The organism is Segatella copri (assembly GCF_019249765.2).
In the GTDB taxonomy this organism is placed as follows: Bacteria; Bacteroidota; Bacteroidia; order Bacteroidales; family Bacteroidaceae; genus Prevotella; species Prevotella copri_K.
The window spans coordinates 3,595,558-3,611,886 of sequence record NZ_CP152484.1 but is presented as its reverse complement, the minus strand read 5'-3'; the positions used below and the strand labels follow the sequence as shown (position 1 = coordinate 3,611,886).

Annotated in this window: 11 protein-coding genes; 5 read left to right on the top strand and 6 right to left on the bottom strand. The window is 41.8% G+C overall.

The genetic code is table 11. The annotated features are described in order from the left end of the window. Window positions 1–62: 62 nt before the first annotated feature. Window positions 63–1,538 (bottom strand): IS66 family transposase, encoded by a 1,476-nt coding sequence (gene tnpC, locus KUA46_RS15245; protein WP_434725783.1) that lies wholly within the window; start codon window positions 1,536–1,538, stop codon window positions 63–65. 412 nt (window positions 1,539–1,950) lie between these two features. Here tnpC and KUA46_RS15240 point away from each other — a divergent pair, with 412 nt between their 5' ends. The 3 genes from KUA46_RS15240 (at window position 1,951) to KUA46_RS15230 (ending at window position 5,119) form a co-directional block, all read left to right on the top strand. Further along, window positions 1,951–2,313, top strand: coding sequence for a hypothetical protein (locus KUA46_RS15240; protein ID WP_218487968.1), 363 nt, complete (start codon window positions 1,951–1,953; stop codon window positions 2,311–2,313). Between the two features lie 118 nt (window positions 2,314–2,431). After that, entirely contained in the window at window positions 2,432–4,630 is a 2,199-nt protein-coding gene (locus KUA46_RS15235; RefSeq protein WP_218487967.1) for a peptidase domain-containing ABC transporter, read from the top strand. Window positions 4,631–4,642: 12 nt separating this feature from the next. Beyond that, window positions 4,643–5,119: a hypothetical protein gene (locus KUA46_RS15230; protein ID WP_256625114.1), complete on the top strand. Its 477-nt coding sequence runs from the start codon at window positions 4,643–4,645 to the stop codon at window positions 5,117–5,119. Between the two features lie 176 nt (window positions 5,120–5,295). Here the strand turns inward: KUA46_RS15230 and KUA46_RS15225 are convergent, their stop codons facing one another. Next, on the bottom strand, window positions 5,296–6,474 hold the full coding sequence (locus KUA46_RS15225) for an IS4 family transposase (RefSeq protein ID WP_118064592.1): 1,179 nt from the start codon (window positions 6,472–6,474) through the stop codon (window positions 5,296–5,298). A gap of 236 nt (window positions 6,475–6,710) precedes the next feature. Between KUA46_RS15225 and KUA46_RS15220 the strand changes: the two genes are divergently transcribed. Both KUA46_RS15220 and KUA46_RS15215 read left to right on the top strand, forming a co-directional pair. Then, entirely contained in the window at window positions 6,711–7,997 is a 1,287-nt protein-coding gene (locus KUA46_RS15220; RefSeq protein ID WP_434725798.1) for an IS1380 family transposase, read from the top strand. Between the two features lie 532 nt (window positions 7,998–8,529). Continuing rightward, the gene (locus KUA46_RS15215) at window positions 8,530–9,699 is read left to right on the top strand and encodes an ATP-binding protein (protein ID WP_218487378.1); all 1,170 of its coding nucleotides are present in this window, start codon (window positions 8,530–8,532) and stop codon (window positions 9,697–9,699) included. Between the two features lie 115 nt (window positions 9,700–9,814). Here KUA46_RS15215 and KUA46_RS15210 read toward each other — a convergent pair whose 3' ends face one another. The 4 genes from KUA46_RS15210 to xyl3A form a co-directional block, all read right to left on the bottom strand. After that, complete coding sequence (locus tag KUA46_RS15210) at window positions 9,815–10,069, bottom strand: PD-(D/E)XK nuclease domain-containing protein (RefSeq protein WP_254975267.1); 255 nt, start codon at window positions 10,067–10,069, stop codon at window positions 9,815–9,817. An 84-nt stretch (window positions 10,070–10,153) separates the two neighbouring features. Beyond that, complete coding sequence (locus KUA46_RS15205) at window positions 10,154–11,785, bottom strand: ATP-binding protein (RefSeq protein ID WP_218487377.1); 1,632 nt, start codon at window positions 11,783–11,785, stop codon at window positions 10,154–10,156. 139 nt (window positions 11,786–11,924) lie between these two features. Next, complete coding sequence (locus KUA46_RS15200; RefSeq protein ID WP_218487376.1) at window positions 11,925–13,487, bottom strand: ATP-binding protein; 1,563 nt, start codon at window positions 13,485–13,487, stop codon at window positions 11,925–11,927. A gap of 198 nt (window positions 13,488–13,685) precedes the next feature. Further along, entirely contained in the window at window positions 13,686–16,292 is a 2,607-nt protein-coding gene (gene xyl3A / locus KUA46_RS15195) for a xylan 1,4-beta-xylosidase (protein WP_218487375.1), read from the bottom strand. Between the last annotated feature and the right edge of the window lie 37 nt (window positions 16,293–16,329).

The window sequence follows — 16,329 nt, the reverse complement described above, 5'->3', positions numbered from 1 at the left end:
AATCCTGAGCAACTTTTTGTTGCTGTAACTACTCAGCACCCCTATGGGCATGAGTAATCGTCTTACTGTTGTACTACAGCAAGAATTGCATTGAATTTAGAATTTCCGTTCTTCATAGCAGTTTCAGCAATGGAGTGCAACTTGGCAAAATCATCGGCACCGCTGTCTGTTCGGAAGCAACCGCTGACTTTCTGCTTTATCTTGATTTTCCTAACTCCCCGCTCACTGGCATTGTTCTCGTAAGGCACACTTGGATTGGAGAGAAAGGTAAATAGGTAGTCTTTGACTTTAAGGATACCCCTCTTGAATTTCTCAAACTCGTTATCTAAATGCGTGAGGCTTTCACCCAAGAGGTTCTTCATCTTTGTCTTCAGTACCTTTATCTTTCTAGAGGTAATGTTGTCCTCTCTTCTGAGATTTATAGAGTGTTCTATCAGATGGATGAATCTCCGTGACCAGTTCTGGTTTGGATCCAGTTCGTTCAGATACTCTGCATTCCTAAGAAGATGAGCCAGGCAGACCTGATGGTCCTTAACATTCATCTTGAAGTAGCTCTGATGTCTGTCAGTCACAAGTGTCGAATAGGGAAGTCCCTTTGGAAACCTGGAATCTATGGCCTTCTGACCTCGCGATTCTGACTGGAACACGTATGTAAGCAGGTCGTTCTGGAATATCCAGTTCCAATGCAGATGCTTTCCTACCGTAGCACCAGTTTCATCGGCTCCTACGACAGACGCTGTTTCCAGCCTCTTGCGTATTTCCTCATATGCACAGTCTGCCTTGCCGCTATTCTCTTTGAGTATGTTCTGCACTGTACCCTCACTTATATTCTGGCCGGACAGGTCGGATATAAGTTCTGCAATCCTTTTGAACGGAATACACTGCACTACATTAAGGTATGTCACCAGTGCACGGAGGTTGTCACCATACTTGATACGACAGTTGGGAGCTTCGCAGTTGTTTACGCAACCGCATTCACAGACCTTCTCGTAATACTGTTCCTCGCAGGTCTCTACGACCACCTTGATATCAACAATTTGTGTCTTACGGATCTTCTGGCATGGTATATCAATCAAGAGCCGACCACAGCATTTACAATAGACTGGTTCGTGCTTTACAATTACGTCTGGTTCTGCTATAGTCTGCAGTGTGTGACCCTTGTGGCCAGGCTGTCCACCGCTCGGCTTTCCGCTTGGCTTGCGAAGAGACTTTGTCCTGCGCAGCTCACGGGAAGCGATACTTTCTTGGGATGGAGGGATACTGCTGTTACTGCTGTTTTTCTCGGGCTTTCCTGGTGTACTTGATGTATCGTCATCAGCTCCCTCGAGTTCCTTGATGCGCTCTTTAGCAACGGCAAGTTCTGCCTTTGTGGAAGCAAGTTCTGTCTTTAGATTATGTATCTCCACGTCCTTCTGGTTAATGACACGGTTGAGGCGTCCGATCTCCTCAGTCTTCTCGGAGTCGGACTTCTCAAGTTTGCGCAGACGCTGGTTTATCTGGCGCAAAACAACATCTATGTCAGTACAGTCGCTTGCCATTTTTTTGGTGCAAAGATAAGCATTTTTCTCCACATGGCAAAATCACGATTTACATCCATTAACGCAGACTTTTGACTTACGGGGAATGCAAAAACGCATCTCCTGGCAGATAATCTGTTGAAGGGAGATAATAGACAAAGGAGACATGTTGGAGGCATCATCGGAAAAGAACTCGTTAAATGAACTGTTTTAAACAGCCTACGTCCTCATCGACTCAATCATTAAAAAGTTTGTAATGATGAAGAAAATAAGCAAAATCAAGTTTATGCTTTATTAACGAGAAGTTTTCTATAGGGGTGCTGAGCAGTTACTTGTTGCTCAGGTGCTTATAAAAAATATTAAATTATAGTGTTGCGGAATTAAGGATTTTCAAGTATCTGGTATAGTAAACAAATATGGTTATTATAACAGTTTGCTTAGACAGTTAGGTATCTTCGGGCAATTAACTTATCAACTTTCGTCTCCGTTTTCATTTACAGCATTTGCATATTACTATGGTAATAATGTTATGCCATTAATGCCAAATGGGGATTTTATGACACCCTCTATGCTTGGCTATTATGAAGTTTCTAGGTTTGGCGGTTATATTAACTATAACCCATCAGAGCATTTTGGAATACAGATGGGAGGACAAGTCGTTGAACGAATGGGACCCAAAAACCATTATGAAATGGAACCAATTGTTACGCCATACATAAATGTAGGACATGGAAAGAAGAAAATAGGAATAGGACTACCTGTGGGACAAATAATATATGGCATATTTGGAAAGTAAGATTCTAACCAATTGAGGTTGTCAGATAGTGTCTTATAGGATAAATGTTTCCAATGAACATCTAGCCGAATAAGAAAAGCTGCATTTATAAATGTTACCTTGTATCATATATTGAGAAATGAGTCTTCTGTTTTATAAGCAACATGACTCCATGCAATGTGGCGTAGCTTGCTTGCAAATGATATGTAAATATTTAGGCAGAGAGTATACGGTGGACTCTCTGTCGAAACTTTGTTTTGCCACAACTGAAGGGGTTTCTCTGCTAGGTATCAATGAGGCTGCAAATACTCTTGGGCTGCATACTGTATGTGCGAGAGCAACTACTGATATGCTAAGTAATGAACCACTACCATGCATCCTTTATTGGAATCAAAATCATTTCGTTGTCCTATATAAGGTTAAAAGGAAAAAGAAATTCTATGTGGCTGACCCTGGAAAAGGATTGGTAACTTATAGCTTAAATGAGTTCAAGCAACATTGGATAAGCACCAGTTCCAATGGTGAAGACAAGGGCATTGCTATGTTTCTGGAAACAACTCCTGCATTCTTTACCTATAATATGGAGTGCGAAGAGAATGTCAAAGAAAAAAGATCTTTTCGGTTTCTCTTTGGGTATGTGAAGAAATACCGCAAGTATTTCGGACAAATCATCTTGGGATTAGTGATTGGAAGCCTTTTGCTACTTGTTTTGCCTTTCCTTACCCAATCTATAGTTGATGTTGGCATCAAGAATCAAAACATAGGGTTTGTTTGGCTTATCCTGTTGGGGCAGTTGATTCTCACTATCAGCCGAACGGCTATCGACTTTATCCGTAGGTGGTTGCTGCTTCACATTTCGCTGCGCATCAACATTTCGCTAGTGAGCAACTTCTTCATTAAGCTTTTGAAATTGCCAATGTCTTTCTTTGATACGAAACTCATGGGCGACTTGATGCAGAGAATGAACGACCATAGCCGTGTGAACAACTTCCTCACGCAGCAGACGCTCAACATCACCTTTGCCATGCTCACCTTCGTGGTGTTCTCCGTAGTGCTGTTCTTCTACAACAAGTTGGTGTTTGCCATCTTTCTGTTGGGAAGCATCCTCTATGGAGGCTGGATGACATTGTTCTTGAAGCGGAGAAAGGTGCTCGACTATGAACTGTTCGAGCAACAAGCCATCAACAACAACAAGACCTACGAATTTATCACCTCCATGCAGGAAATCAAGTTGCAAGATTGTGAGCAGCGTAGAAGATGGGAATGGGAGGACACGCAAGCAGACTTGTTCGGTGTGCAGATGAAATCGCTCAAGCTCCAACAAACTCAGGAGGCAGGAAGCATCTTCATCAATGAGGTGAAGAACATCATCATCACGGTAGTGGCTGCAACAGCCGTGATTCATGGACAAATGACACTCGGTATGATGCTTGCCGTACAATACATCATCGGACAACTCAACTCACCAGTGGAGCAACTGATGAACTTCTTCTATTCTCTGCAAGATGTGAAGATTAGCTTGGAGCGTATCAACGAGATTCATCAAATGGATGATGAGAACGGAAAGGAAGGTTTGCAAACTTCCATTGAGGACAAGAATGATGGCATTGACATCAAGACCATCATGTTCAAGTACGACCCACATGCTTTGCGCAAGACCATAGATGATGTGAACATTCACATTCCGCAAGGTAAGGTAACAGCCATCGTTGGCGCATCTGGCAGTGGAAAGACCACCCTCATCCGTTTGATGCTTGGTTACTATCCTGTCTTGGAGGGAAAAATCAACATTGGAAATACAGACATTAACAAACTCAACAAAAAGTGGTGGCGCAGACAATGTGGTGTTGTCATGCAGGATGGTGTTATCTTCTCGGAGAGTATCGCACGAAACATTGCTGTTGACGATGGCGACATAGATAAGAAGCGATTGTTGAAAGCTGCTGAGATAGCTTGCATCAAGGATTACGTGATGGCTTTGCCTCTGAAATTCAACACCAAGATTGGGCGTGATGGCGTGGGACTTAGCCAAGGACAGAAACAGCGCATCTTGATAGCGAGGGCGGTGTATAAGAATCCTGACTACATCTTCCTTGACGAGGCAACCAACTCGCTCGATGCCAACAATGAGAGAAGCATTGTGGAGAACTTGGATAAATTCTATAAAGGTAAGACTGTTGTGATTGTGGCTCATCGCCTAAGCACGGTGAAGAATGCCGACCAAATCGTGGTCATCGATCATGGAAAAGTGGTTGAGGTAGGCAATCATGAGTCTTTGACCGCCAAGCGAGGGGCATACTATAACCTTGTGAAGAATCAGTTGGAATTGGGAAACTAAAATGTTTTTGACATGGAACAGAAAGAAAAAGAATCAGATAATATCGAGTTGAGAAGCGAGAAGGTGAGGAACGTAATAGGTAAAGTTCCTCCTCGCCTCGTCAGCTTGGGGACAGTTATCATTACCATAATAGTCCTCGCTCTCGCAGTTGCTTTCTACAAGATACCTTATCCTATATCCATAGAGGCTAATGGTGAGGTCATCAATCAAAGAATAGTGCAAGTGTTTGTACCATATAAGTATTTGCATCTTTTCGATGAGCCAAGGACAGCTCATGTTTCTTTCGAGGGCAACGACAATGCATCTTATAACTGCAACATCATAAGCCATAATGCCAAGCTCATACATAGGGAAGATGGTAACTATTTTATGGCTATAGCCACAGTGAGTACAAAGGGACAAAATACTCCTATACTGCAAAAGTATATGAAAGCCGATGTGAGAATCATCGTCAGCAACAGAACGTTGTGGCAGCAGGTATTTGGATAGTCTATGTCCGAATACCTGCCGTTTGTTTTAGGATGCATATTGTGTTGCTAAGCATCAGATTTTACGCAAAAGTTCTAAATTCCATAAATTTCTCCTAACGAGTTATGGGATATTTGGAAAAATATAGCCTTAATTCCGCAACACTATAATTTAATATTTTTTCACTGCTGTCCCGTTTAGAAATCATCGGGCCTGAAAAGGCTAGGATATAGCCAATCCTCCGTCTCTTCTGTTGGAACAGCTTTGTTAAACAATTCATTTAAAGGAGTCTTGTCCGTAAGGAATAGACCCACGTTCTTTGAAATAGTGTGTAGCGATTGATCTATGTGCATCACTTTCTTTGCATAAGCTAAAAGCAAGTATGTGCATATGGCAATCCAGATTTGCAGATATATGGCATTCTCGGAAGTTCCATAAAAGGATTTGATGTGAAGGTGTTGCTTAATCCATTTAAAGTAAAGTTCCACGTTCCATCTTTCCCTATATAATTCAGATATGGTAAGCGCTTCATATTCCATGTTGTTTGTGAGAAACCTATACACCTTACTTGTTGCATAGTCCTCATAGGTTACCATTCTAAGTTCTTCAGGATACCATTTGGCAGTATGTAGTCCTGTTAATTTGATACGTTCATCAGAAATGATACCAGTACTCTTGTCAACTTCGGCTTCTGATACAACTTCAAAAAGCATGTTATCTTTTGCCCTAGTAACAAAGAATGCATTCTTCTTAGTTATCAACTTGAAGAGTCTGTTGAAATCTACATATCCTCTGTCCATCAAATAGATAGCAGAAGGTTCTATGTAGAGATCATCAAGAGCTTTTACATCATTAACCGATGCAGAAGTCAAATAAACTGAGACTGGAAGATTTCCTCGCAAATCGACTAATGTGTGCATTTTGATGCCACCTTTGTTTTTGCGATACTTTGCCCAAGGACATAATTTGAGACACAGACTTATAGTACTGCTATCAAAAGCATATACCATGTTGTCTAGGTCTAATCTGAACTTGTCTTTGACATAAAGAGGACGTACTTTTTTCAAAAGAACGTCTGCAAAATCTTTATAGATATGCCAATCTCGCTTCTCGTTAGCTTTTGCTAGAGTATTACGTGGTACAGCATAACTAATACCACAATGGTAAAGTTTGCTGGAGAGTGCCGTAAGGCAGTTTTCTATATCTCGAAGACTATCACGACCTGTTAATTGAGCATAGCTCATTACTAGGAATTGGTCTTTGCAAGAGAAGTTTCTTGCTCTGTAGTTTCCCTTATAACGGTCTACACAAGTTTTGAAATCACGTTCTGGTATAAGTGACATAATCTGAGAGAATATAGTTTTGCCTTTGTTCATCGCACACGTATTTTAAATATGCGTGCAAAGATACAAAATCAAATCGAATACACTATAAAAAGTCCGTAAACTTTTGAGTATTAATAACTTATTTAATAATCGTCTCGTTTTAACGGGACACTAGTGATATTTTTTATAAGCACCTGAGCAACAAAAAGTTGCTCAGGATTTTGCCATGTCAGAAATTTCACTTATCTTAGTGTTGCAAATAAAAAACAAATAAAACTCTGAATGACATGGCAAAAGTACAAATAAAATCTGAGAAACTCACTCCTTTTGGAGGAATTTTTTCTATTATGGAGCAATTTGATGCTCTTTTAGCTCAAACCATAGATTCCACCTTGGGATTGAGATGCACTATGTTTGGTTATCAATATAGCGAAATTCTACGCTCTCTGATGTGCGTATATCTTTGTGGCGGCTCATGTATTGAGGATGTTACAACTCACTTGATGAAACATTTGTCTCTTCATCCAACTCTTCGCACTTGCAGCGCAGACACCATATTGCGTGCTATCGAAGAACTGACTTGTAAGAACATCACCTATAAATCTGCTTCTGGCAACTCCTATGATTTCAATACTGCAGACAAGATGAACTGCTTATTGATCAAAGCCCTGCTTGCTACTGGTCAATTGAAATCCGGTCAAGAGTATGATTTTGACTTTGACCATCAGTTCATTGAAACAGAGAAGCATGATGCAAAACCAACCTACAAGAAGTTCCTGGGCTATAGTCCAGGTGTGGCAGTCATTAACGACATGATTGTCGGTATTGAAAATAGAGACGGCAACACAAACGTGCGCTTCAACCAAAGAGAGACTTTGGAAAGAATCTTCAAGCGACTGGAGGCATCAGAAGTATATATATCCCGTGCCCGCATGGATTGCGGCTCATGCTCGGAGGAAATCGTAGATATGGTAGAGGCCCATTGCAGGCATTTTTATATTCGTGCCAACAGATGCTCTTCCTTCTACGATTCCATGTTTGCCTTGACTGGATGGAAAACTGTTGAAATCAACGGTATTGAATTTGAGCTGAATTCCATCCTTGTTGAGAAATGGAAAGGAAAACCGTATCGTCTTGTCATACAGAGACAAAGGCGAATAGAGGGAGACCTTGACATTTGGGAAGGCGAATATACCTACAGATGTATACTGACTAACGATTACAAGTCGAGTGCAAGAGACATTGTGGAATTCTACAATCTTCGTGGTGGCAAGGAACGCATCTTCGATGACATGAACAATGGCTTTGGCTGGAATCGGTTGCCAAAATCGTTCATGGCACAGAATACTGTATTCCTGCTTATGACAGCTTTCATCAGAAACTTCTACAAAGCTATTATGCAGAGATTGAAAACCCATGAATTTGGATTGCGTGCCACCAGCAGAATCAAGACCTTTGTGTTCAAGTTCATCTCTGTTCCTGCAAAATGGATTAAGACGTCACGTAGGCATGTATTGAACATTTATTCAGACAACTATGCTTATGCCAACCTGTTCAAGACAGACTTTGGTTAAAGGCCATGCTTTTCTGGTTAAACCGGCGTATTACCTCAAGTCGCTTTATGGGGTAAGGGAATTTTGTGTTTACGACGTTTCTGTTATGCCCAAGGAATATGTACAATAAAAGAATTTTTGTCGTTTTACAAGTAAATTCCCACGAAACCCTATAGGTTGCGGATTTGAGGTATAGTATCTTTGTCCCCGAATTAAGGCGTTCTTTGCATATTGCAAAATACAGAAACGAGCAGAAGTCCGCTCGTTTCCATATTGTTACCTATATAATATAGGCAAACGACCAACTTCTTGATTTTCAATCAAAGTCCAATTTAGAGCGAGTTAGATTTTTTAACATAAAGCTCTAGAGCAGCAGCGTAAGAGGAAAAAATCAAATTTGCTTCTCTAAGTATTTTATCGCTACAACCTTATATATATTCGCAAATTGCACTGAGTAGAGTGCAATTTACGTTAAAAATTGCACTCTACTCAGTGCAATTTCGTATTTAATTCGTATATTTGCACCCATAAAGAGCAATATAACAGGCATAATATGGAACAATTACAAGCAACATTCGACAAATTGCTGAGAGAAACGAGTACTACGTTTCATCGCTATATGTATAATCGCATCAATTGGGATGCTCGTATGATTGGATTAATGGGACCAAGAGGTGTCGGTAAAACAACTTTGGTGCTTCAACACATCAAAGAACAACTACCAAGAAAAGACTCTCTCTATGTACAGGCAGAAGATTTTTATTTTGCCAGTCACAGACTCACCGAACTGGCAGATTCATTTGCAAAGATGGGAGGAAAGTATCTTTTCATTGATGAAATCCATAAATACAAGGATTGGGCAAGGGAGCTGAAATTGATATATGATTATCATTCTGAACTCCATATAATGTTTACAGGGTCATCTGTTCTCGACATAGCAAAGGGGGCATTTGACCTGAGCCGTCGTGCACTTATGTACGAGATTCAAGGACTCTCGTATCGCGAATATCTGGAACTCTTTCATGGAATCCATTTTCCTGCATGTACTTTAGACCAGCTCATGCAACAGGAAGTCGATATACCAAATGGTTTCTTGCCTCTAGAACATTTCGCGGACTATCTGCAACGAGGATATTATCCTTTTTCTGATGGCGACATCAAAATGTATATTCAGCAAGTAGTCAATGCAACGATAGAAACCGATATTCCGCAATATGCAGACCTTACGGTTTCAACTGCAAGAAAGCTCAAAAGACTACTTGCCATCATCGCTCAAAGTGCGCCATTCAAACCTAACATGAGCCAGATAGGAGGTCAACTTGAAGTTTCAAGAAACAATATAGCCGACCTTTGCGCCTACTTGGAGAAAGCAGGACTTATTGGGCAACTCCGTACTTCAACAGGTGGCATTCAAGGTCTAGGCAAAGTGGATAAGATCTATCTGGATAATCCAACACTCATTTATACCCTTGCCGGAAAGAGTGTGGAGATAGGAACTGTTAGAGAAACTTTCTTCTTCAATCAGACACGCTCTCTCATGCCTGTCACAGTATCCCCTATATCAGATTTCCTGATTGACGGGAAATATACATTCGAGGTTGGCGGAAAGAAGAAAAAGCAAAATCAGCTACAGAACATAGAGAATGGATATGTGGTAAAGGATGATATAGAAACGGGCTATGGCAACATCATTCCGTTATGGATGTTTGGCATGCTCTATTGATAGATAATCCTTGATTACAGAAAAGATGACCCCGCATTTTGCAAGGTCATCTTTTCTGTTGCTACTCCCCAAACTTCCACCAATCCAGGAAGAAGAGGTTCTGCTACTAAGGGAACTATTTTGCCCAATCCAATACAATCGTCTTATCTTCATCAATCATAAAGTTCATACCAATCTTTTCCACGGTTTTGCCTCTTAGGGCAAAAGCATCAGCATAATGCTTGTTGTTGATTTGGTCAAGAGCCTCTTGTGCCGACTTATTAAATTTCAGTTCTATCACATAGATGGTATCCTTTGTTTCCATCGTAATGTCTGTTCTTATACCGAGACTTAAAATCTCTTTTATGAAATATAGGAGTAGAAAAAGAATACTGAAAAAAGAAAGTCACTGATTATTAGTTCAATACATGATTTTTAACAGTTTTTTCTTTTTCAGACCTTTTTTTTTATGCCATTACTTTATATAATATTTACTATCAAATCGAGTGCCCTCTTTTTCTATCTCCTTCCCAACCATAGAATAGAGCATCTTTCGAATCTCTTTCATATCTATATCAGGAATGCGCTCTGCTATATCAGATATTTTACTCAAAGGATGCACACGGAGATCTTCCATAATTAGTGCCTTAAGAACATGTGGTTCTATAGTCTTCAAACTAGTAACAATGTTAGATTTTGCATTTTTCAGCAAAGTTGTATTGATTTGGAAAAATGATCCTTTCTTGACGCCACCTTTCGTTATCAGATTGCTTTTGTCTAAGTTATCGATATAGCTTCTCAATCGTTCTTCTGCAGATAGCTGGAGGATTTTAGATAAATCAGTTGCGGCAATGCGTTTCTCTCTGGCTATGATACCGAAAGCTATTTTGTTCTTTTGGGAAAGCTGATAATTATGGTCAACATAATCCATCAGGCGAACAACTTCTTTATCCGTAATCTCTGCACTTTGATATACCGTGACAGTGTTGAATGTTGATTCTATCTCTGGTTGTTTCTTTGCTTCAACGGCATCCAACTCATAAATCAAGTCATAGCCAGAGCCCTCACCTTCCATCAATCCAAGTGCAGTCAGTATCTCAATCATATTCGGATTACGTCTGTGCTTGGTATGAAGGATGTTGTCTTTGGTTACACCCAAAGGGAGACCACCAGGATTGGAGATGCTGATATAACCTGGATATACCTTGATTGTGATGTCGTTAGAGATGGTTCTTGAACTATGAGCCAAACTGTTAACAAGCAACTCTCTGATTAAGTTCTCGTTATAATAGCGTACTGTCTTACGGAAGAGTCCATTAGGCATCTCATAGCTATAGGTCAACTCTACAGCCTTGTCCATAATATCTTCCAAAAGTTCTTTCGGATTACGTGTATTGTCACGCCATTCCAATTTGTTGGTTTTGTTCTCCAAGTCATCATATACGATATATTGCACAGTGATAGGATAGCAAATACGGCTACGCTGTTTGGCTGTACCAATCCATAAGACACCAAGATTAGTCATCTTGTTACCGTCAAGAAGATGGTACTGTTCGCCAATTTCCATATCGTCGAGCTGCTTGATATGCTGCTTCACTCTATCAGATTGGCGTATATCATTAGCGAATTTAGAGAGATTCGTCTTATTCTCATCTTCCAATTCAAATCGTGTTGGCACAAGTTCCCATTGGAAAGCTCCTTTCTCTTCTCCTACACGTTGAATATCTTCACTACGAACCGGCTCGCATTTGTCTGCGACACGGATGTACATTTTGCCATCAGAAGTGGAGGCATATGAATGGAGTGAAGGGAATACTGTGATGGCAAAGTACTGACTGCCAGTTTCGTCTGCACAAACGTCGCCTACAGCAAGACCTACGTTGAAACAGAGTCCACGCAATCTTGTAACAGCACTATTTGCCTCTTCTTGCGGTATAACCTGATTGGGAGCAGGCTTCTTGGTCTTGTCTTCTACGCCAATCATAATTTGTCCACCTTGTGCATTGGCTAAAGCCACACAAGTAGTGGAGAGCTCTTTGAATCCTTTCTCTCCAGTTCGAATCTTTTGCAGACTCTTGTATTCTATCTTTTGTTGCTCTGTATTCATGTTTATTTGTGTCTCCTAATTTTAATTAGTGTATCCAAATTTATTCCATGCTTTGGGGACGAGGTGCTTGGTACGGTATTTTCCAAATCGGCGTATCTCGATGGCACTCTGCTGAGCCGCAGGCAATTTGTAATGGCGATTATTTTGCCCAATCCAATACAATCGTCTTATCTTCATCAATCATAAAGTTCATACCAATCTTTTCCACGGTTTTGCCTCTTAGGGCAAAAGCATCAGCATAATGCTTGTTGTTGATTTGGTCAAGAGCCTCTTGTGCTGACTTATTAAATTTCAGTTCTATCACATAGATGGTATCCTTTGTTTCCATCGTAATGTCTGTTCTTCCCCGGAAAGTATGCTGTTCCACCAATATTCGGAAATTCGTAAGCAGGGCAAAGATGATATACATTGTCTGCTGATAATGCCCCTCATAATCGGTATTATCGCAATAAGGTACCGTCTCCCAGAACGTTTTCAATAGCTGAAGAGCACCATCCATGTTACCCTTATTGATAAGAGAAGACATCTTGGCCACGGTCGTATTGCACATTGCAGACTTTGCCGCTAAATAATGCGGTAACATACTGCGATACAAACCTATCCTCACTTCTTTGTTAGGCAGAGCCAAGGTATAGAGTTCCGTTTCCGGATCATAATTCTTGATTGTGATATAACCACTCTGATAAAGTAAAGGCATGATAGTAGTCATCGTCTCAGTGGCTGCATCGAAATCATCCTTTGATGCATCCATCTGTTCACCCAGGTCAATCGGTGTAAAGTCATATTTCCGCATCATATTAAGGAGATAAGTAGGAGTGCCTGAGCCAAACCAATAGGAATTCATCTGTCCTTCAGCTAAACAGTTCAACAAGCTATAAGGATTGAAAATATCTGATGATGGCCAGGTAAAGTGATAGCCATCATAATTTTCCTTCAGTTTTGACAAGGCTTGTTCGTGTGTCAATCCCAACCTACCTGCTAACACATCAATATCCTCATCAAACTTATCCAACAATTCCTCCTTGGTAATGCCGCAAATGCCAGCATACTCTTGGTGCATACTCACATTAGTAATATTATTGAGTTCACTGAAGATACTAAGTTGCGAGAACTTGGTGATGCCTGTCAAGAAGACGAAACGCAGCATACGGTCGCTATCCTTTAGGGGACTATAGAAATTGCGCATCACCTCCCTTAAGACACCCAAGCTGGTATCCTCGTGCACCACATCAAGCAAAGGAGCATCGTATTCATCGATGAGCACAACAACCTTCTGCCCAGTCTGCTCATATACCGTTTTTATTAAATTAAGCATACGGACATTCGGGTCGGGAGACTCATTGACGATGCCAAATTTTTCTTCATTTACCTTCAATATGTACAAGAGATAACGCACCAATTGGTCTTTCTCCATGTGCTTTCCACCTGCCAAACTAAAATGAAGCACAGGATATTCCGTCCAATCTTTTTCTAGCTTTTCGATGGCAAGCCCCTTAAAGAGTTCCTTCTTTCCCTCGAAATAGCTCTGCATAGTAGAGACGAGGAGTGACTTTCCGAAACGACGTGGACGCGCCAAGAAGAAATACTTTCCACTCGTATGAGTCATACGATAGATGTACTCCGTCTTATCTACATAGAGAAAGTCCTCCTCTCGAATCTCAGAGAAGGTCTGCATGCCTATTGGATATAACTTCGTTGCCATATTATCAACAATTTACTATTTACGTTGGCAAAGATAAGCAAAAATCCCGAAACCGCCAAGCGATTTCGGGATTTATTATGTATTCAACTGTGTACCCAATACCTTAAAGGGAATTTGATCACTCTATCAACGTCTATCAAAGAGTTTCACACCCTCTTTTCTTATTTACTCAGCTCCTTGATGATTTTCTCAAGTTACTTAATATTCAATAGAAACATCCAGTTTCTTCAAATCCTTATCAGCCGAACTGCTGCCGTAATAAACCTCATACTTTCCTGCCTTGGCACGCACGGTATTGGTGGCAGCATCGAAGAGTTCGAAGTTCTTGCTGTCCAGGGTGATGACAGCCTCAGCAGTCTTTCCTGCCTTCACCTCCACTCTCTCGAAAGCCTTCAAGCTCTTCAATGGTCCATCAGCATCAGTTGGATCCTTCACATACACCTGCACAATCTCGGTTCCATCTTTCTTGCCAACATTACTTACAGGCACCTTCAAGGTAATCTTTTCACCCTTCTTCAGGATAGAGTTGGAAAGTGTAGCATCACCCATACGGAAAGAAGTGTAGCTTAAACCATATCCGAATGGGAAAAGCGCATCGTTCATATAACGATAGGTTCTGCCCTTCATGCTGTAATCCTTGAAATCAGGCAACTGCTCTGAATTCTTATAGAACGTAATAGGCAACTTGCCGGCAGGATTGTACTCACCAAAGAGCACACGAGCCACTGCCTCACCACCTTCCTGACCAGGATACCAGGCCTGGAGAATGGCATCGCAACTCTCTGTCTCTGGAGTCAAGGCGATAGCCGAACCCGAGCAGTTGACAAAGACAACCTTTTTGCCCGCTTCCTTCAAAGCCTTCAGGAAATTGCGCTGAACCTTAGGCAATTCGATGTTGGTGCGGTCACCACCCTTGAAGCCAGAAAGCTCGATAGGCATTTCCTCACCTTCCAACTGTGGAGAGATGCCACCTACGAAGACCACTGTCTCGCAATCCTTCAACTGCTTGAGCGAAGCCTGATAGTCGATAGGATTCTCATGACCGACATTGATTTTCATATTCGCATTATAATTAGGCATCTCTGCATATCGTATTTCTATCTTATACTCCTTACCTTTCACGCCCTCAAACTCGATGCGGGATTCTGCAGTACGCCAATCGCTCTTCTCTGACTTTTTCTCACCATTCAGATAAACCTCATAATGACCGCAGGCAGCCACATCGAGCAATACCTTGGCGTTCTGCTTAGGACGGAATACAGTTTCATACTTGGCAGAAAAGCCCGTCAACTTCACATTGGGTGCAAACGAATGCTGACCATAGGTAGTTACCTGCACTGGATTCTTTTCCTGGGTGATGGTAACAGGCTTACCGTTCATCTCACGATTGTTCCAGAAAGTGCCCTTAAAGCCCATCTTGCCATCCATGCTGCACTGGTCGAAGTAAGAATCCAAAGTCTGGTCGTTCACCAGGTCGCACCCTTTAAAGGTGACGACCTGGTTTTTCTTCAAACGACTCTTGATACCATCCAGGATGGTAATTGTCTGTCGTGGAGTACCATTATAGTTTCCCCACATCATCGGTTCGTTATCCACATTTGGTCCGATGAAAGCAATCTTCTTTAGCTTTTTATCGAGAGGTAATACCTCATTATTGTTTTGGAGCAGCGTCATGGTCTGCAGAGCCATATCGAGCGAGAGCTGGCGATGTGCCTTGCTGCAAAGCACAGATACAGGAATCTTCGACCATGATACTATCTTGTTGTCATCCATCTCACCCAAGTCGAAACGACCTTCGAGCAGACGAATCACATGCTTATCAACTTCTTCTTCAGTCAGGGCACCATACTTCACAGCCTCAGGCACTGATTTATATACATAATTAAATCCACATTCTACATCGGTTCCAGCCAATACGCCCTTAGCTGCTGCATTTCTGGCATTGCTCGAAACCTTATGGTTCTCCCAGAAATCAGTAACAGCGCCACAGTCGGAAACTACCAGGTACTTGAATCCCCACTCGTCCCTGAGAATCTGCTGCAAAAGGCGGGTGTTGCCGCAGCATGGTTCATCATCCCAACGCTGATAGGCACACATCACCTCACGCACCTTGGCATCCTGCACCAGCGATTTGAAGGCAGGCATATAAGTTTCCCAAAGGTCGCGCGGTGTAACATCGGTAATATTGTCTGTATGGCGAGCCCATTCCGGTCCGCTATGAATTGCATAGTGCTTGGCACAAGCCCAGAGTTTGCGGTATTTCGTATCTTCAGGTCCCTGCAATCCGCGCACCACGGCACATCCCATCCTACTGGTAAGATAAGGATCCTCACCATAGGTTTCCTGTCCACGTCCCCAGCGAGGATCACGGAAGATATTCACGTTTGGAGTCCAGACAGAGAGGGCATGGAAACGGGTTACATCTCCTCCCTTCTGCTGCAGTTCATTCCATTTGGCACGCATCTCATCAGATGTTGCATCAAAGACTCTATACACCATTCTGTCGTTAAACGAAGCTGCCATTCCGATAGGTTCCGGAAAGACGGTTACATCTCCCATGTTCGCCACACCATGCAGCGCCTCGCTCCACCACTGGAATCTCTTGATTCCCAATCGCGGGATAGCCGGCGAATCATCCAGCATCAGAGAAGCTTTCTCTTCCAAAGTGAGACGACCACATAAATCTACCGCTCTCTCATGAGCCGAGAGGGCTGGATTCTGATAAGGCAACTGCTGAGCTGAGGCATTGCCGGAGGACATAGTTACCACAAACATCAAAGCTGCGTATATAACATTCTTGTTCATTGTAATTACTATTAAGCTATTAGTATATTAAATTGTT

Bases quoted from the DNA above. Each gene is read 5' to 3' on its own strand.
- tnpC (WP_434725783.1), bottom strand. From the start codon at position 1,538: ATGGCAAGCGACTGTACTGACATAGATGTTGTTTTGCGCCAGATAAAC.
- KUA46_RS15235 (WP_218487967.1), top strand. From the start codon at position 2,432: ATGAGTCTTCTGTTTTATAAGCAACATGACTCCATGCAATGTGGCGTA.
- KUA46_RS15230 (WP_256625114.1), top strand. From the start codon at position 4,643: ATGGAACAGAAAGAAAAAGAATCAGATAATATCGAGTTGAGAAGCGAG.
- KUA46_RS15225 (WP_118064592.1), bottom strand. From the start codon at position 6,474: ATGAACAAAGGCAAAACTATATTCTCTCAGATTATGTCACTTATACCA.
- KUA46_RS15220 (WP_434725798.1), top strand. From the start codon at position 6,711: ATGGCAAAAGTACAAATAAAATCTGAGAAACTCACTCCTTTTGGAGGA.
- KUA46_RS15215 (WP_218487378.1), top strand. From the start codon at position 8,530: ATGGAACAATTACAAGCAACATTCGACAAATTGCTGAGAGAAACGAGT.
- KUA46_RS15205 (WP_218487377.1), bottom strand. From the start codon at position 11,785: ATGAATACAGAGCAACAAAAGATAGAATACAAGAGTCTGCAAAAGATT.
- KUA46_RS15200 (WP_218487376.1), bottom strand. From the start codon at position 13,487: ATGGCAACGAAGTTATATCCAATAGGCATGCAGACCTTCTCTGAGATT.
- xyl3A (WP_218487375.1), bottom strand. From the start codon at position 16,292: ATGAACAAGAATGTTATATACGCAGCTTTGATGTTTGTGGTAACTATG.